Origin of the sequence: Chryseolinea soli (assembly GCF_003589925.1) — a bacterium.
GTDB lineage: Bacteria > Bacteroidota > Bacteroidia > Cytophagales > Cyclobacteriaceae > Chryseolinea > Chryseolinea soli.
On record NZ_CP032382.1, the window covers coordinates 55,222 to 72,162 of the forward strand.

Consider the following 16,941-nt stretch of genomic DNA (forward strand, 5'->3'; position numbering starts at 1 on the left):
TTAGACCATCGCGGCCGGCCAGGGTTTAATTGAATTCACCTGAAAGCGATGCTATTTTCCCACAGGAAAATAGACGCTGAACCGGGTTTGCTGCTGCGGTGCCGATTCAAGGCGAATATCGCCACCGTGAAGTTTGACAATTTGCCGGACCAACGAAAGGCCGATGCCAAACCCTTTGGTTTGCCGGTGGCGTTTACCCCGGAAGAAGGGATCAAAAATGCGATGGACATTGTCCGGATCGATACCTACACCGTTATTCTGAAAATTAAGGGTGATGAACCCCCGGTGGTTTGTATCCAACGTGATGATGACCTGATGGTCGTCGGAATATTTGCAGCCGTTGTCCATCAGGTTTAGGATGACTACTTTGATCAGTTGCTCGTCGCCTTCCATGAGCAGGGATTCGTGATTCAGGGCCAGGTCGAAATGAATGTCGATGCGGTAGGCCGGAAATGCCTTGATCAGTTCGTCTTTTATTTCCCACAAAACATCGTCGATGCGAATGGGCGCGAAATGCTTATCGGGTTGCTCGGTACTGGTTTGTGCCAGCAACAATAACTGTGTGGACAGGCTGTTGAGTCCTTTCAATCCGCCCAGGACCGAGCCGAGAATTTTTACATAATATTCTTTGTCGCGATCCTGCAGCAAGGCTACTTCAATTTCTCCCGCCATCACGGTAATGGGCGTTTTGATTTCATGCGAGGCATTCGTTATAAAATTCTTTTGTGAAGCAAAGGCGCTTTGCAGGCGTTCCAGCATCCGGTTAAAGGTATGGGCCAGTTTACTGAGTTCATCCTTTTGATTGCCTTCGTCCAGCCGCCGGTTGAGGTTCTCTTCGGTGATGTTGCCCACCTGGTCAACGATCTTTGAAATGGGTGAAAGGACCTTTCCCGCAAAAAACCAACCCAGGATGGAGACAAACACCATGCTCACACAAAACGTGACGATGAGAATATTTCGAAGATTCCGCAGGGCGTCCAAACCATACACATCGGTGGCGGCGGCCACCACGGTGAAATGATCCTGCCGGTCGGTAAACAAAAAGCCCAGCGCCTCAAAATTTTCATAGGCATAACGCACCTCTTTATGCTGGCGTATGCGGTTTAATAACGCCGAGTCCATGGCGATGACGTTGGTCCCGTCCGAACTGTACCGCTCTTCATTTTTATCATTGTATATGGCGATATACTGATTGGGAAGGCTGGCCGGATTGTTCCGCTCCATGCGACGAAGCAGTTGCGCGTCTACTTCCTCCACTTCCGTCAGGATCTTTGCCGTGTTGATCGCCCTGTTTTTTAGTCTTCGATAAAAATCTTCCTGGCGGTAGTTGGCCGAAAGAAAATAGATGGATACACAGATGATCGTGAGCACGATGATGACGATGCTGAAGAAAATGACGGTAAGCTTTGCCCGGATGTTCATGTTTCTTTGCTCAGTACATAGCCCAACCCAATCCGGGTCTGCAGGAGCTTGGGTTCAAACTCCCGGTCGATCTTATTGCGCAGCATATTCATATAGACCTCCACCACATTGGTGCCGGTCTCAAATTTGATGTCCCATATTTTTTCCGCCAGTTCGCTCCGGGAAATAACCCGCTGCGGATTCCGCAAGAAGAATTCCAACAACGCAAATTCCTTTGCCGAGAGTTTGATGACCTTGTCCTGGCGATGGGCCACCTTCTTTTCGATGTCCAGCTTGAGATCCTCAAACCGCAGCACGTTGCCATAGTCTGTCATGGTCGAACGCCTTCGCATGAGCACCCTCAACCGCGCGACGAGCTCTTCAAACTCAAAGGGCTTCAGCAAATAATCATCGGCGCCGGCATCAAAGCCCGAGAGCTTGTCGGACGTGGTCCCCAGGGTGGTGAGCATGATGATGGGAGTGGAAGGCTTTTCTTTTTTCAGGATCTTGCAAAGATCAAATCCGTTGATCCCCGGGATGACAATATCCAGCACGATCACATCGTAGTCCCGGCTCAGGGCAAGCCGTTCACCAATGTTCCCATCAAAGGCAACATCTACGGCAAAGGATTGCTCCTCCAGACCTTGTTTGATAAAGGACGACACTTGCTGTTCATCTTCGATGACCAGGACTTTCATAGTGGATCAATTTTTTGGCAGGCGCGAGGGTGCTCTCGGCGCCCTAATATTCCCTAAAGTTTCTTCTATTCTCTCCATTGTCAACAAAAATGGGATGGTCTTTTTTAATACACTTTTAATGCCCTTTTAATGGCTTTTATAGGACACCGGAGGCGCCGGGATTTTACTTTTGATGCACTGAGTAACCGGGATTGGTTATAAGGTTTTAGACAAACCTTCAAGAACCCATTGGCGGGTGGCCATGGGTTCTTGTCTTTTTTGCCCCATCACATGTTCATCAGGTCCATCATCAGGTTGAACGCATCCATCGAAGAAGAGCTGTCAAGCTTGAGGGGTTTTGTGATAAACCCGGAAACGCCCAGCCGCAGCGCCTCCGCTTTGTCCTCGGGTTCATCCGACGTCGTCAGGATAAAAACTTTTATGTCTTTCCATCGCGCATTCGCTCTGATCCAGCGCAGCAACTCGAAGCCGTTCATCTTGGGCATGTTCAGGTCGAGCAAAATAAAATCGGGAATCTCGGGAGAAACACCCGCCGGCTCGCCACTGAGCAGGCGCATGGCCTCTTCACCATTTTTTGCGACCTGCAGCCGGTAGAGGATGTGGCGCTTGTCGAGCGTCCTCTTCACTTCGATCTGGTCGAGCGTATCGTCTTCGACGAGCATGATGTTGATGACTCGTTTCATAGTGATTTTGGCCAGGTGAATGAAAATGTAGAACCCATTCCCGGTTCGGAATACATATGCACCTCCAGTTTCCGGTCGTGGAGGATTTTCTTCACAATGGCCAGCCCAACGCCGGTGCTTTCAAAAGCGTCTTTCTCTTTCAGGGTTTGAAACATCTCAAAAATTTTCTCGTGATACATGACTTCGATACCCGGGCCGTCATCGCTGACAAAAAACTCGTAAAGGTCTCCCCTGCTTTTGCAATACACGTTCACCTCGCCCACCGCTTTGTCGTGATGCCTGAAGGCGTTTCCGATAAGATTGGTGAAGATCTGAAGCAGCGGCAGGCGCTCCGTATATAACAGGGGCAGATCCGGAGCGGTGATCAGCGTGATCCCAAGCCTGGGCGGTATGCTGTATTCCATGACTTCGCTGATCAACTCCCGGATGTTTACGTGCTCCCTGATCTTCTCTTCCTTGCCCACCCGGGCATACGTCAAAATTCCCTTGATCAGATTTTCCGCCCGGGCCACTCTCCCTTTGATGATGGCCAGGTATTCATTCACTTTTGGCGGCAGATCAAAACGGTGATCCTCTTCAATCCAGGTCACCACGTTGTCGATCCCCCGCAGCGGCCCCTTGATATCGTGCGACACCGTGTGTGCAAACTGGTCGAGCTCATCCTTCTGTTTTTTTAACAGCGAAATGTTCAGGTCGAGAATGCCAGCCATCTCGTTCAAAGCCCTGCCGAGCTGGCTCAGTTCACTATTCCCTTCTTCGCTGACATGGACCTGGTAGTCGCCGGCGGCGATGGCGTTGGCCATCGTGACCATCTTCACGATCCGCGAAGAAATATAATACGCGATAAACAAGGCGATCATCGTACCGGCCACCACGGAAATTACCGTGAGATAGAACGAAACGTTCTCGGTATAACGAAGCGAGGCCGTCATGATCTCCTTGCGCGAGTCGCGAAAACCGTATTCGAAATTTGTGAAGTCCGAAAATTTCTTTTGAAGACTCCGCTGCACGTCTTTCTCCAAACCACTGCCCAGCTTGGTGCGATAGATCCGGTCAAAAACATCGCGATCGCTAACCGAGGCCGTGGCTTGTTTTTTCGCATCCAAAAGCGGCATCGCGAACTCATCGATCCAATAGCCCTGAAGCAATTTGATATCATCGAGCAAGATGCGTTGGTCGGACGCTGTATTCACCATAGAAATCAATTCGTTCAAGATCTTTTCATTCTCCAGGATGGCTGAATCATACGTCTGAATAAAAAAAGGATCATCGGTGAGCAGGTAGCCGCGAAGGCCGCTGACCATGTAAAGAAAATTTCGCTGAAACCGGTGACTGTTTCGCAAAATGATGGACGAGCGTGAAAACGCTTCATTGTTTTCGGCGATCAACTTCGACTGCTTGTAGTTGATGTAGGTAGTGATGGAAAACAACAGCAGGATAGAGAAAAAACTGATCAGTATGATATTCGAAATCTTCATGTTGTCAAGGCAAGAATACATGCCGCACCACAGAAGATCCTCGCCTTAGGGCGAATGGATCTCCGGGACGCTGGGCTATGGCAAAGTCTCATGCGGATTGTAAATTAGTTCCATTCAGACTGCCTGCAGACCCTAGACCTTCATTTTAATGTGGATTTAATGTGGTTTTAATCCCGTGGATGCGAGATGGGTGAAGCGTGACACGTGATCGCTAGATATTCTCATGCACCCATTGCACTTCTCCCTTTGCCGAGATGCGATCGAGGGAATAAAAGCGGCTGAAGATTCTTCGTGGTATGTCGTAGGGCATGCTTTCGTCGCCGTAGGGTCCGGCCACGCCGAGCATCCAATTGTTTTCGGTTGCCCAGTGGTTGCCGGTCATCCGGTATTTGAAGACATAGTAGGTTTGGTCTTCCAATTCCTCCAAAGCCACCGTGGTATAGAGTTCTATCTCGTGTGGGGCCTGACCCAGTTCGGTTGGGAATTCCAACCAGGTCACCAAAAAACTTTCGGCACCTTTTTCGATCGTAAAGAATTCCACCGGAAAAAGATCGGATTGGTTATAGGCCTCGAGCACACGATACACCGCATGTCGTAAAGAAGGATCTTTGGCCATGAACAAGATCTCGGTCCGGGTAACAGACTCCCTCGCGGCCAGCTTCCGGATGAGCGGTCCCACCACCGCATATTTCAAGGTGATCATCCGCTGGAGCCTCCACCGCAGATAATAGTAGGCTCCCAACAGAATGGCTCCTGCAAAAAGGATCAACACGAACACACTGATCAGGATCGTTTTCATAAAAAAACCGGATTATACTCGCTACGATGTGATGGTGGAGAAAGCACAAGATCTGCTGTGCGCTCTGAACGATCGTCAACCTGGATAGTACGGTGGGAGTTGAAAAGCTAGAATGCTGAAAAAAAAGAATGGTGTGCAGGACAAGGACATCAAAAAATGATACTGTCAACCCCGACGTGTATCGAACAGTACTGTAAAGATACCGAAACAAAAATCGTTGTTCACCATACTTCAGGATATATTACCCGTCGTTGAACGATTGTAAAGGCGCCTGCTGTGGGAACCCTTTAGATGGGGCAACGTCGTTATTCGCAGAGGTTACAAAGGCACGATGAAAGTCACTAGTTTGGGCTGGTCATTGCGGCACCGGTCGGGAATTGAAGCCTTATCGTAGTTCCTTCGTTGACCTTGCTGCGGGCAAAGATGTGCCCACCTGCGCTTTCCACCTGAACCTTGGCCAGGTAGAGCCCCAGACCTTTGCCGGAAAAACGGGTATTGAGCCTGGAAAATGGTTTGAATAACTTATCACGGTGCGCCTCGGAGTCAAAACCAATGCCGTTGTCGGTGATCTCGAGAATACACTCGGTCTCGTTCACCTCCGAACGCAAGAAGATATGTGGTGTCTTGGACACGTCTTTATACTTAATGCTGTTGCTGATGATGTTGTGCAGGATGGAATGGGCAAAAGCATCGTTCACGGCAATTTCGTGCTGCGGATTTATTTGATTGGAGATAACGATCCCCTGGCTATCCAGATCCTGCTGCAACTGACTCAACACTTTCCGCATAATATCCGACGCCTTTAACTTCTTGTTGTTATCCGCATTTTGATATTTTACCTGGACCACGGAGACGAGATCGCGAATGACCTCATCCAAATCCAGGATAGAACTCCCGATGAGGGTCATCACCTTTTCTTTTTCCAATGGGTCGGTCTCTGGAAACTGAAGCAGCTGAAGCAAGCCGAGGATCCGCGCCACGGGGCCGCGCAAATTGTGTGCAGCCATAAACGCAAATTGTTCCAATTGCAGGTATTGCTTTTCCAATTCCTGGCTCGCCTGGAGAATGTCGGCGGTCTTTTCTTTTACTTTTTTCTCCAGGTCCGACTTGGCCATCTGCAACAAGTGATACTGACTTTCGATGGTCCTTTTCTGTTCCTCCAACTGGTTATTCTGAAGGGAGATGAATTCATTTTGCGCGGAAATTTCTTCCAGCTGACCGAGTATCTCGCGGTTCTTTTCTTCGAGGTCGGCAATGAGGCCTTTGTTGACGTGCTCCTTTTTCCCGACCGATCGCTTCAAAAAAAGTGCACTGCCCGTGATGATGATGAAGCCGATCAACACCCTCATCTTCGTTAAGGCATACCCGCTTTCGCTCAGGCCTTTTTGATGGTAGCCCACGCCAAAGAAATTGTGAACGAGATCAAAACAGGTTAAGGCGAGAAAAGGACCGGCAAGCGAGAACAACATGAGAAAAGTGTCTTCCAATCGGAACAACAGAAAGGGCACCACCGAAGACGCCATGATCGAGAACTGTATGCCGATGTAGTGGGAGGTCTGGAAATCTATTCCCGACGATTTGTTGTAGATCGAAAAGATCAAGGCCTGCAAAGGCATGTTCCAACTGAGCAACACCCGGCTGAACGTTGTGTATCCCAGCCCGTTCACCAGAACGGGAATCAAAAACAAGAACGGCTGCAAAAGTATGGGCAGTGTGATCCGGGACCATCCCTGATCATAGACATTCGCAAAAATGTAGATCAAGGGCAATGTGGACATCAGCATACTCACTTTGTTCGAAAGTATGATATCCTCCTCGTCGTCTGCGTTGTCTAAATGACGCGTTCCTATCCGGGTGATTGCCCTCAATACTTTAAATTCCATTTCCGCTAACCATTAAGTCTCGTTATCCGAATTCAAATCGCTGTTGGCCTTATAATTTACGACTTATTTATTTGCCGATAAATATTAAGTTTTCCGCAAAAAACGGGTGAAAATTAGCAGCGAAACGCGGTCCGCTGCAAACCCGACAGATGCTATGCCTGCGGCGCCCAACCTAAATCAAGCTTGTCTGAAGAACAGCAGCTCCCGGCAGGGCACACTGCACCCCTCCATTTGAACAAAGCATAAAAGTTTTAGAAGCGCTTCACCGCGGCGTCATAGCAACACCGGGTAAGAAGTCTGGTTTGATCAAAGCCCTGCATTGCCTTTGCTCACGCGGCCGAAGAGCCGTTGAACCATTCCCCGCCACATGCCAAAGGCATCGGTGTTTGAATTTCCGGGGCGGCTTGTCGTCTGGTGCACTACAGCATCGGGCATCAACCTGGGGTCCACCAATCCGTTCATGGTGAACATAGATGCCTTCCGTTCGATATCATTTCGGGTTGACATAGAAATCGCGTTTTTGTATGAACAACTATACATGTTGCTGACAAATGTATTACAACCCGGGCTATTGGACAGAGGGATGTACGTTAATCCGCGATTCTGCTGATGCAACGCGTGTCGTCCGCGGATTTCCACAATCGATTGTGTTTGTCGTGGCAATTTGTTCTCCATAAAAAAAGCAGCAGGAAATTCCTGCTGCTTTTTCTATAGCGTTGTGTCGCCGTTAGGCTTTCTTGTCCAATTCGATTTTGATGTTCAGTTCCACTTCGTCGCTCACGACCATCTCTCCTGTGGGAGTGGTGTTGGCCCAGGTCAAGCCGAAGTCTTTGCGGCTGATCGTTCCGGTGAATTTAAAACCCGACTTGAATCCGCGTCCGGTGTTCACCGTGGCGCCGCCGCTAACCTCAAACTCAACCGGCTTTGTCACGCCGTGCATCGTCAGGTCGCCTTTCAGTTTATACTTGGCACCGCTTTTTACGAGGTTGCCTTTGAAGGTGATGTCGGGATATTTGGCAGCGTCAAAAAAATCGGGCGACTTTAAGTGGCCATCGCGGCGTTCATTTTCGGTGTCGATCGAAGCCGTTTTTGCGGAAAAAGTTATTTCGGCGCCGTCGAAGTTTTCATTCCTAGACACCAGGGCTCCGCTGTACTCATTGAATTTCCCCTCTGTCTCGGCAACCGCCATGTGGGTTACGCTGAAACCAATTTTGGAGTGGCCGTTGTCGATCGTCCAGGTGGTCTGGGCAAACATGAACGTTGTGGAAAAAAGCGAAGCAAAAAGAATAATAGATTTTTTCATAGATTGATTTTTAATGTGTAAATGTAACACGAAGACTTCTGAAAGTTTGCGCGGGCAATGATCGTTAACTTTTCGTTAACAAATTCGATGCGCACCTCCGGGAGAATTCCTTTCCAAGTCAGTTTGCTTTTATACACGGTGACTGGCGTGAATTTTTCTTTTGATTTTATTCATGCGTACGACCACGCAACAATCGTTTGATCGCAACACCTTGGGCGCTGTGTGCGCGCACTTCAAAAATTCTAAAAAGCACCGATTCGTCGAATTTTTTCCCGGATCGATCTAATGTCAGCCTCAAACCGGGGCTTCCTTCCATATATTGTGTAAATTCGACACATTGATAAGCGGGCTATGCCCTCACCCCTATGAAACGACTTCTCATACTCCCCGCCCTTTTGTGGGCTTTGGTTTCGGTTGGACAAACCTGGACCGAAAAAAAGAACGACGGATTTTCCCTGGTCACTAACCCGAAAGGACAAACCCTGGGATATGCTTTAAACTCCGGAGTGAAGCTGCTGACCGTCGATGGGTTAGCGTTCAAGGATCTGAATAAAAACAATGTGCTCGACAAATACGAAGACTGGCGGCTACCGGCCGATGTTCGCGCAAAGGACCTTGCTGCAAAAATGTCGGTAGAACAAATCGCCGGGTTGATGCTCTACAGCGGGCACCAGTCCATCCCTGCACAGTCGAGTGGTTTCAGAGCCGGAACGTATAATGGCAAACCCCTCGCCGAGAGCGGGCTGCTGTCGTCCGACATTACGGACCAGCAAAAAACTTTTCTCACCACCGACAACCTAAGGCACATCCTGATCACTTCCGTGGAAAGCCCCGAGGTTGCCGCCAGGTGGAACAACAACGTACAATCCTTCGTCGAGGGCATGGGTCTTGGCATTCCCGCCAACACCAGTTCAGATCCGCGTCACGGCGCCGTGGCCAACACGGAATATAATCTTGGTAGCGGGGGCAAGATCTCCATGTGGCCGATATCGCTTGGGCTGGCAGCCACATTCGATCCCGCACTGGTTCAAAAATTTGGTTCCATCGCCGCCAAAGAATACCGGGCACTGGGCATCGCGACAGCGTTGTCGCCACAAATCGATCTGGGTACCGAACCCCGCTGGAACCGCATCAACGGAACCTTCGGAGAAGACCCTACCCTCTCGGCCGATATGGCGCGAGCCTATGTCGATGGGTTCCAGACCTCTTCGGGAAGTGCAGAAATAAAAGATGGCTGGGGATACCAAAGCGTGAACGCCATGGTGAAACATTGGCCCGGTGGCGGACCGGAAGAAGGTGGACGCGATGGCCATTTTGCCTATGGAAAGTTTGCCGTATATCCCGGAAAGAATTTTGAAACACACCTCGTCCCTTTCGTGAAGGGAGCGTTCAATCTATCGGGTAAAACAAAAATGGCTTCCGCCGTCATGCCCTATTACACGATTTCTTATGATCAGGATCATGTCAACCACGAAAATGTCGGCAACGGATTTTCGAAATACCTGATCACCGATTTGTTGAGAAAGAAATACAACTACGACGGCGTGGTGTGTACCGATTGGCTGATCACGGGCGACGAAGGAAAAACACCCGACATCTTTGCCGGCAAATCCTGGGGTGTTGAGTCGCTCACCGTGGCACAGCGCCATTACAAAGTGATCATGGCCGGTGTGGATCAGTTTGGAGGAAACAACGCCGTTGGCCCGGTGCTGGAAGCTTACCAGATGGGCGTGAAAGAACATGGTGAACCGTTCATGCGCAAACGCTTTGAAGAATCGGCCGTGCGACTGTTGAAGAATATCTTCAACGTTGGGCTCTTTGAAAATCCATACCTGGATCCGCAGCTGTCAAAAAGCGTGGTCGGCAGTCCGGAGTACATGACGGCAGGGTATGAAGCCCAACTGAAATCGCTCATCTTATTGAAAAACAAAGGACACGTCTTGCCTCTGAAAAAGAACACGGCCGTATATATCCCGAAACGTACGGTCCCCGCCGGACGCGATTGGTTTGGGAACGTTACGCCGGAGAAGATCGAATACCCGGTGAGTATGGACATGGCAAAAAAATACTTTACTGTTATCGATGATCCTGCAAAAGCCGACGTCGCCATCGTCTTTGTGAAGAGTCCGGAAGGTGGTGTGGGCTACAACAAAGCTGATCGCGAAAATGGCGGCAATGGCTATGTGCCCATCAGCCTTCAATATGGCCCCTACACTTCCACCGCCTCGCGTGAAAAAAGTATTGCCGCCGGCGACCCGGTGATCGATCCTACCATCACCAATCGTTCCTATAAAGGAAAAGCATCCACGGCCACCAACATCACCGATCTCAAATCCATTCTGGACACGAAGACGGCGATGAACAACAAACCGGTCATCGTTGTGGTGGATGGCAACAAGCCGATGGTGTTTCAGGAATTCGAACCCCAGGTCGATGGTATTGTCTACGGCTTTGGCGTGATGAACCAGGCGATCCTCGACCTGTTGACAGGCGCCGCCGAACCCTCGGGGTTGCTTCCCGTGCAAATGCCGCTGAACATGGAGACGGTGGAACAACAACAGGAAGACGTGCCTCATGACATGAAAGTGCATGTCGATAGCGAAGGAAACGCCTATGACTTTGCGTATGGATTAAACTGGAAAGGTGTGATCGACGACAAGCGCACCGCGCACTACAAAAAGAAAACACTCAAGCCCTAACTCACGACACCGCTTTCCGAACGGTTTTCAAAAGCGACGCATCATTTGATTTTTTGATGACGATGGCATCGCATTGATTGAATTTTGCAAAGGCCTGCAGTGCATCGCACACCTTGGCGACCATCGGTTTGGTGAGCTTGAGCGGTTCGAAGTGCAGGTTGTGGATGGTCAATGTCCGCTGCTTTCGGTCGGCCTTTGAGTCCATGCGGGCCACAAAGGTGTCGCCGATCAAGATCGGCAGCGAAAAGTAGCCATACTTGCGCTTGGGGGCGGGCACAAAGCATTCGACCTGGTAGTCGAAGTCAAAAAAATCTCTCAGGCGATGCCGGAAAACATTTAACACATCGAACGGGGAGAGAATGAACGCTTCGCCGGACACGGTGATCTTCTTCTTTTTATACTCTGGAAGCATGTAGAGGGGTCCTTTCAGACCGGCGATCTCTACGCGGCAAATCTCGCCGGTTTCAACAAGTTTCTCCAATTCCGTCTTGATGGAGTGTTTCACAAACCGGGCGCTCCAGGCGATCTCTTTGGCATAGGCAATGCCCAACGCTTTCAACACACGCAAGATGATGTGGCGGGCAAATTCTTCGGCGGTGGGCAGGGACATGTCCACGTCGGGCGGGAGGATGTTTTCGGGCAGGTCATATACTTTCTGAAAATTATCTTTGCGGGTGGTCACCAGTCGCCCGTCGAGGTGAAGGCGTTCGAGGGCGAGCTTCGAAGGACGCCAATCCCACCAGCCCGAACTTTTGGTGACGCGGTCATTCTCAAAATCGCGCGCCATGAGCGGCCCCTCCCGCGAGATCCGGTCGAGCACTTTCTTCATCAGGTTGACTTCTGTTGTGGTCAACTCTTTTCTCCGGGCCGCAAAACTTTCCTTCACCGGCAGCGAAAAACGGAAGTCGCGCATGGGGATGTAGCCGGTGGCAAACGTCCAGAATTCGAAGATCCGTCCGTCGGCCTGAAGTTGGTCGAGCCACTCCGGTTTGTAGTCGGGCACCCGCGACACAATGCTGTGATGATGGGCCCGCTCAACCACATAGTTGGTGTCGATCTGAACAAAGCCAAGGTGGTCGATAAGCTTAAAGACCGCCTCCTTGCCTTTGCCAAACTGCGCGCGCTTTGATAGTCCCGTGGCGTGAAGAATGATTTTCCGGGCTTGGGATGGGGTGAGGATGACTTTGTCCATGCGATGAATTAACAACTTTTTGGATGGGCGCGACAGGCCGCGACTAATAATTCAAATTTTAATAACGTGTAGGGTGGAAAATAGGATTTACTTTTTACAGAAAATAATATCGCTCCTTATTCCATAGGGATTTTAAAAATACGTGCAGCATCCCTCGTCAGGATTGGGCTTTATAGGGAAAATAGACATAGAAGTTTGCTCCCTTTCCTTGTTCGCTGGTGGCCGTTATGAACCCGCGGTGATTTTCGATGATCTTTTTGCAAAGCGCTAAACCGATGCCCGTGCCGGCATAGTCCTGCGTGTCTTGCAGGCGTTGAAACATGGTGAATATCAAATCCGCATACTTCGGCTCAAATCCGATCCCGTTGTCGGCGACCAGGATCTCCACGTACCGCTCTTCCGGGAGATGATCGGGACCGCCAACGATCTGTTCCTGGTTGACGAATTTGGATTGAATTTGAATAACGGGATCACTATCCGTAAACTTTAACGCATTGCTCACCAGATTCGAGAACAATTGTTCAAGCTGTTGATAATCCCCCTGGATGACCGGCAACTTGCCGACGTGTACGGTGGCATTTTTTTCCGCGATCAGCAGTTCGAAGTCGGCCTGGACTTGCACCATGATCTCGTTCAAGTCCACATCGACAAATCCTGCATTGTCTCTCGACAAACGGCTATAGTTCAGCACGGATTTGATGAGGTTGGTCATCCGCTCGGCCGCCCGGTTTATTTTTTCAAAATAGCGACTCACCACGGCGGAGTCGCCGGCATTTTTTTGAATGATCTCGGTGAAGGTCCTGATCTTTCGCAAAGGCTCCTGCAGATCGTGGGACGTGACATAGGCAAACTGTTCCAGTTCCCGGTTCCGGATCTCCAACTCGTTGGCATAGGCAACCAGCCGGTCCTCTGCCATTTTCTTCTCGGTCAAATCGCGGGTCACTTTCGAAAATCCGATCAATTCACCCGACTTGTTGTGCAGCGCCGTGATCACGGTGTTGCCCCAAAAGGTAGATCCGTTTTTTCTCACACGCCATCCTTCATGGTTTGCCTTGCCGTGTGTTTTAGCATGCTCCAGCAGCGTCTCCGGCAATTTTCGCTTTCGGTCCTCGGGGGTGTAGAATACATTAAAATTCGTTCCAATGATCTCACTGGAATATCCCTTGATGACCTGGGCACCGGTATTCCAATTCACAATGTTACCCGACGGGTCAAGAAAAATGATGGCATAATCCTGAACCTCGGCGATCATTTGGTGATAGCGCTGTTCGCTCAGCGACAATTCAGTATTCAGGGCCCTCAGTTGTTCGGTGACTTGGTTTTGCTGGTCCTCCGCGATTTTTCGTTCCGTCAGGTCGCGTGTCACTTTTGAGTATCCGATCACGACACCGTCATCGTCGTGCAGTGCGGTGATGGTGATGCTTCCCCAAAATCTTGTCCCGTCCTTTCTCTTCCGCCACCCCTCCTGTGCGGCTCGGCCATTTTCCCGGGCAAGCCCCAATAAGGTTTCCGGAAGATTATTCTCGATGTCTTCGGGTAAATAGAAGGTGCTAAAATGTTTTCCGACGATCTCCGCCTCCTTGTATTGTTTGATCTTCTCAGCGCCCCGATTCCAATTTTGAATGATACCGTCCACATCCAGGAGAATGATGGCATAGTCTTCCACTTCGGCGATCATTTTATGATACCGCTCCTCGCTCTTTCTCAACTTCTCGATCACCTGTTCAAGGTTCGTTCCCACAGAAGACGTTTTTGGGGTGCTCATCATCCGGCTCGCTTGCTAAAAACCTGTAACAATTTTTCGGTCAACAGCGTCAACCCGGGGGGTTTGACGATGAAGTCCTTTGCTCCAAGGGCTTTACTCTTCTCAATCATCTTTTCATCCGAGGAGGTGGAGTACATAAACACGTCGGCATGCTTCAAATGGTCTAGCTTTTGGATCTCCTGCAAGCATTCTATACCATTCATCTTCGGCATGTTCACATCGATGAAAATATAGTCGGGGATCAGAGGCTTTTTTGCCTTCAATTTCTCTAATGCTAAAATACCGTTGCTCGCCATGATGCATTGGATGTCGCGGTTTATATCCTCCAAGGCCATGGAAAAAATTTCCTGATCGTCCTGGTCATCATCAATAAGCAAGCAAACTATCATTTTGTTCAACTTGTACGGTTAAGAGTTTAAGTTACGCTATTTTGAAGTACATCGCTTTAACAAATCCTCCTTTCAGGCCCTTCGGCGGATGCCCGGCTAAAAATCCTTTTGAGACCAACCTAATCCAACAGGAGGCAAGACCGAGAACCATCCGCTCCACTGGCAGGGTGGCGTTTTTCTTCTAAAAATCTCGCAACATATTGAAAATAAGCGACTTATAAACAATTCATTTTTCCGTAAAATGGATCAGACATGCCGATCCGGAGGGATCGGCTCGTTTTGTATGATCAGAAATGCGCCGGGCTTTTTTATCTTTATACAGATCTATTTCCCAACCCATCCTCCTATCCCATGAAATGCAAGATGATATCGCTCTTACTCGTTGTGGTCTCCCTCGTCCCGGTTGCCGCCCAAAAGAAGTGGCCCATTAAGCCGACCTACGACGACGCCAGCGCCTTCACCAACGGCGTGGCGCACGTCACGCTGCGCGACAGTTTGTTGTTTATCGACAAGACCGGAAAGATCTTGCGCGGCTATCGCAAGAACGATGTCGGCCGATTTTCCGACGGCCTGGCCGCCATCAAAATGCCCGACAGTAAATATGGCTATCTCGATCTCACCGGCCAACTGGCCATCAAGCCCCGGTTCTCCTACGCCCACGACTTTGTGGATGGCGTGGCCACCGTAGTGGACAAGAACCTGATGGGATTGATCGACAAAACAGGAGCCTATGTTTTCCCCCTCAAATATTTTTCATTGCTCGATGTCTCCGAAGGACTGATCGCCGCCCAGAGCGCCACCACCAAGAAGTGGGGCTACATCGACAAGACCGGGAAAGAAGTCATCCCCTTCCTCTACGACAACCTGAAGAATGCTCCTGGTGCAGAGCCCTTCTCCGACGGCCTCGCCGCGGTGTACCTCCACGACAAGGCAGGCTATATCGACAAGACCGGGAAGACGGTGATCCCCCACACGTTCAACCAGGGAAACCCCTTCGAAGGAGGTTATGCCACCGTGTACGATGGCAGCAGCACACCGAAGACGATCGACAAAACCGGAAAATTTGTAACGTCTCCACCGGCCGCCGACAAACCTGCATCCCAACCCAAGACCGATCCGCGCTTTCCCGGCGCCCAGGAGGTGGGTGAAGCATCGGAAGGATTGATGCCTGCGAAGCGAAATGGGAAGTGGGGGTATGTGAGCGTGGAGTAGTACTCCGCGGTGGCTATTCAAATTTGCTATGGGCCCTTATGACCATCGTTGTCCTTCGTGAAGGTCATGGTTCCCACTTGGACTGGGATGGCGTCGCACTTTTATTTACAGAATCCTTCTGAATTAACGAAATTCCTCGTAACTTGGAGTTGGACTACGCACCTTATGCATTTTTTCGACTCTACTCAAAAGTCCTACACAACAATCACCTTGATGAAAAGAACAATTCTTCTGGTCGATGACGATCCATTTTTTCGGTTCATGCACGAGCGTTTATTGTTGGCGGTTAGACCCGATTTTGAAATCCGCATGGCCGAAGACGGCTCCCAAGCCCTCCAGGACATCCACGCCTGCATCGCGGGCGAACGCAATCTACCCGACTATATTCTCCTGGACTCGGAGATGCCGGGCATGAATGGACAAGAATTTCTGGAAGCTTTCCGGACGCTGATTTTCCCCGGAAAGGAACGCATCCAGATCGTCCTGGTCAGCACCTCGGCCGATCCCATTCCACTGGACGGTTATGAAAAATACAAGATCATGTCTTTCACCAAACCGATCCGCATCGACCAATTGAAGGAAATCATTTTTCCGGAGCCGATGGTTCAAGCGCTGAAAAAACATTAGTAGATCAATTCTCTTGACCGGGCGTGTTCATGCCCGCATATCTTTCCCACCCTTCGTTTGCCAGCACCATCGCTTAAAAAATCACCTCGATAGGATCGCCGAGTTTTTTCTCTGTAGGATCGATCCACCGGTTGGACGTGTAATCGTAGTAGCTGTAGGTGCCACCGGAGTTGGCCTGGGATGAGGCATACAGGGCGACGTAAAGCTTGGTATTTCGGGGAGGAGCTACGGGGTAGGAACTGGCCGATACTTGAAATCCCTTGAGGCTACCGCAGCAACCTTGCGATCCGCCTTGAAAATCGTAGTGCTCATTCGACACATTGGAACTGTCGTTGACATACAGACGGATGAGATAAAAATCAACCGCCGGGTTCAGGGTTCCTGTGGCCGTGACGAAGTACCCGTCGGAAGTGACTTTGATATCGGAGGCTGCTATGGTCGGAAATTGCACCAGCGTAATGCCCGTCACCACGGCAGGCTCGTTGCCGCCGGCGAGGAGTTGGTTGAATTGCTTTTTCACGCTATAGCCTTCGCGTTCAAACGTCATGGTATAGGTCCCAACGGGAACATTTTTCATTTCAAATCTACCCGAAGCTTCCGTGGTCGACGTGGCAACGTTTTCACCCACGGTCACTTTCGCATTGCCGTTGTCGCGCTGCGGATTGCCTTTCTCATCGATCAGTTTTACAAAGCCAATCACATCGCCCCGAAGGGACACCGTCTTTTCTTTTTCACAGCCCGGCATGGCAAACGCGGCAAGGGCCAGAAACAGGACGAAGGGTATGGATATTTTTTTCATGTTGTCAGTCTTC

Annotated in this window: 15 protein-coding genes; 3 read left to right on the forward strand and 12 right to left on the reverse strand. The window is 50.1% G+C overall.

Annotation, left to right across the window (positions count from 1 at the left end; genetic code table 11):
• Positions 1 to 51 precede the first annotated feature (51 nt).
• The 8 genes from D4L85_RS00190 to D4L85_RS00225 form a co-directional block, all read right to left on the reverse strand.
• Positions 52 to 1,422, reverse strand: coding sequence for a sensor histidine kinase (locus D4L85_RS00190; RefSeq protein ID WP_119752417.1), 1,371 nt, complete (start codon positions 1,420 to 1,422; stop codon positions 52 to 54).
• Positions 1,419 to 2,099, reverse strand: a complete 681-nt coding sequence (locus D4L85_RS00195; protein WP_119752418.1) for a response regulator transcription factor — start codon at positions 2,097 to 2,099, stop codon at positions 1,419 to 1,421. Before D4L85_RS00195 ends, D4L85_RS00190 begins: the two co-directional genes overlap by 4 nt.
• A 266-nt stretch (positions 2,100 to 2,365) precedes the next feature.
• Positions 2,366 to 2,782, reverse strand: coding sequence for a response regulator (locus tag D4L85_RS00200; RefSeq protein ID WP_119752419.1), 417 nt, complete (start codon positions 2,780 to 2,782; stop codon positions 2,366 to 2,368).
• A complete protein-coding gene (locus tag D4L85_RS00205) occupies positions 2,779 to 4,260 on the reverse strand; it encodes a sensor histidine kinase (RefSeq protein WP_160143434.1) in 1,482 nt (493 codons plus the stop codon). Before D4L85_RS00205 ends, D4L85_RS00200 begins: the two co-directional genes overlap by 4 nt.
• A 211-nt stretch (positions 4,261 to 4,471) precedes the next feature.
• Positions 4,472 to 5,059 carry a hypothetical protein gene (locus D4L85_RS00210; protein ID WP_119752421.1) on the reverse strand — a complete coding sequence of 196 codons (588 nt, stop codon included), beginning with the start codon at positions 5,057 to 5,059 and terminating at the stop codon, positions 4,472 to 4,474.
• 341 nt (positions 5,060 to 5,400) lie between these two features.
• On the reverse strand, positions 5,401 to 6,942 hold the full coding sequence (locus D4L85_RS00215; RefSeq protein ID WP_119752422.1) for a sensor histidine kinase: 1,542 nt from the start codon (positions 6,940 to 6,942) through the stop codon (positions 5,401 to 5,403).
• A gap of 306 nt (positions 6,943 to 7,248) precedes the next feature.
• Positions 7,249 to 7,449: a hypothetical protein gene (locus tag D4L85_RS00220; protein WP_119752423.1), complete on the reverse strand. Its 201-nt coding sequence runs from the start codon at positions 7,447 to 7,449 to the stop codon at positions 7,249 to 7,251.
• A 220-nt stretch (positions 7,450 to 7,669) separates the two neighbouring features.
• Entirely contained in the window at positions 7,670 to 8,245 is a 576-nt protein-coding gene (locus D4L85_RS00225) for a YceI family protein (protein WP_119752424.1), read from the reverse strand.
• Between the two features lie 365 nt (positions 8,246 to 8,610).
• On the opposite strand from D4L85_RS00225, the gene D4L85_RS00230 reads away from it, so the two are divergent.
• On the forward strand, positions 8,611 to 10,944 hold the full coding sequence (locus D4L85_RS00230) for a glycoside hydrolase family 3 protein (RefSeq protein ID WP_119752425.1): 2,334 nt from the start codon (positions 8,611 to 8,613) through the stop codon (positions 10,942 to 10,944).
• A 1-nt stretch (position 10,945) separates the two neighbouring features.
• On the opposite strand, the gene D4L85_RS00235 is transcribed toward D4L85_RS00230, so the two are convergent.
• The 3 genes from D4L85_RS00235 to D4L85_RS00245 all read right to left on the reverse strand — a co-directional run bounded on the left by D4L85_RS00235 (position 10,946) and on the right by D4L85_RS00245 (position 14,290).
• On the reverse strand, positions 10,946 to 12,136 hold the full coding sequence (locus tag D4L85_RS00235; RefSeq protein WP_119752426.1) for a winged helix-turn-helix domain-containing protein: 1,191 nt from the start codon (positions 12,134 to 12,136) through the stop codon (positions 10,946 to 10,948).
• Positions 12,137 to 12,293: 157 nt separating this feature from the next.
• Positions 12,294 to 13,877 (reverse strand): sensor histidine kinase, encoded by a 1,584-nt coding sequence (locus D4L85_RS00240; protein WP_160143435.1) that lies wholly within the window; start codon positions 13,875 to 13,877, stop codon positions 12,294 to 12,296.
• A 23-nt stretch (positions 13,878 to 13,900) separates the two neighbouring features.
• The gene (locus D4L85_RS00245) at positions 13,901 to 14,290 is read right to left on the reverse strand and encodes a response regulator (protein ID WP_119752428.1); all 390 of its coding nucleotides are present in this window, start codon (positions 14,288 to 14,290) and stop codon (positions 13,901 to 13,903) included.
• A gap of 363 nt (positions 14,291 to 14,653) precedes the next feature.
• Here D4L85_RS00245 and D4L85_RS00250 point away from each other — a divergent pair, with 363 nt between their 5' ends.
• Together D4L85_RS00250 and D4L85_RS00255 are read left to right on the forward strand one after the other, a co-directional pair.
• Positions 14,654 to 15,502, forward strand: a complete 849-nt coding sequence (locus tag D4L85_RS00250; RefSeq protein WP_160143436.1) for a WG repeat-containing protein — start codon at positions 14,654 to 14,656, stop codon at positions 15,500 to 15,502.
• Positions 15,503 to 15,715: 213 nt separating this feature from the next.
• On the forward strand, positions 15,716 to 16,129 hold the full coding sequence (locus D4L85_RS00255; RefSeq protein WP_160143437.1) for a response regulator: 414 nt from the start codon (positions 15,716 to 15,718) through the stop codon (positions 16,127 to 16,129).
• Between the two features lie 73 nt (positions 16,130 to 16,202).
• On the opposite strand, the gene D4L85_RS00260 is transcribed toward D4L85_RS00255, so the two are convergent.
• Positions 16,203 to 16,928: a carboxypeptidase-like regulatory domain-containing protein gene (locus D4L85_RS00260; RefSeq protein WP_160143438.1), complete on the reverse strand. Its 726-nt coding sequence runs from the start codon at positions 16,926 to 16,928 to the stop codon at positions 16,203 to 16,205.
• Positions 16,929 to 16,941 lie beyond the last annotated feature (13 nt).

Excerpts from the sequence above, each read along its gene's own strand:
- D4L85_RS00260 (WP_160143438.1), bottom strand. The coding sequence starts at position 16,928 with ATGAAAAAAATATCCATACCCTTCGTCCTGTTTCTGGCCCTTGCCGCG.
- D4L85_RS00230 (WP_119752425.1), top strand. The coding sequence starts at position 8,611 with ATGAAACGACTTCTCATACTCCCCGCCCTTTTGTGGGCTTTGGTTTCG.
- D4L85_RS00245 (WP_119752428.1), bottom strand. The coding sequence starts at position 14,290 with ATGATAGTTTGCTTGCTTATTGATGATGACCAGGACGATCAGGAAATT.
- D4L85_RS00250 (WP_160143436.1), top strand. The coding sequence starts at position 14,654 with ATGATATCGCTCTTACTCGTTGTGGTCTCCCTCGTCCCGGTTGCCGCC.
- D4L85_RS00220 (WP_119752423.1), bottom strand. The coding sequence starts at position 7,449 with ATGTCAACCCGAAATGATATCGAACGGAAGGCATCTATGTTCACCATG.
- D4L85_RS00255 (WP_160143437.1), top strand. The coding sequence starts at position 15,716 with ATGAAAAGAACAATTCTTCTGGTCGATGACGATCCATTTTTTCGGTTC.
- D4L85_RS00205 (WP_160143434.1), bottom strand. The coding sequence starts at position 4,260 with ATGAAGATTTCGAATATCATACTGATCAGTTTTTTCTCTATCCTGCTG.
- D4L85_RS00195 (WP_119752418.1), bottom strand. The coding sequence starts at position 2,099 with ATGAAAGTCCTGGTCATCGAAGATGAACAGCAAGTGTCGTCCTTTATC.
- D4L85_RS00225 (WP_119752424.1), bottom strand. The coding sequence starts at position 8,245 with ATGAAAAAATCTATTATTCTTTTTGCTTCGCTTTTTTCCACAACGTTC.
- D4L85_RS00200 (WP_119752419.1), bottom strand. The coding sequence starts at position 2,782 with ATGAAACGAGTCATCAACATCATGCTCGTCGAAGACGATACGCTCGAC.
- D4L85_RS00210 (WP_119752421.1), bottom strand. The coding sequence starts at position 5,059 with ATGAAAACGATCCTGATCAGTGTGTTCGTGTTGATCCTTTTTGCAGGA.
- D4L85_RS00215 (WP_119752422.1), bottom strand. The coding sequence starts at position 6,942 with ATGGAATTTAAAGTATTGAGGGCAATCACCCGGATAGGAACGCGTCAT.
- D4L85_RS00190 (WP_119752417.1), bottom strand. The coding sequence starts at position 1,422 with ATGAACATCCGGGCAAAGCTTACCGTCATTTTCTTCAGCATCGTCATC.
- D4L85_RS00235 (WP_119752426.1), bottom strand. The coding sequence starts at position 12,136 with ATGGACAAAGTCATCCTCACCCCATCCCAAGCCCGGAAAATCATTCTT.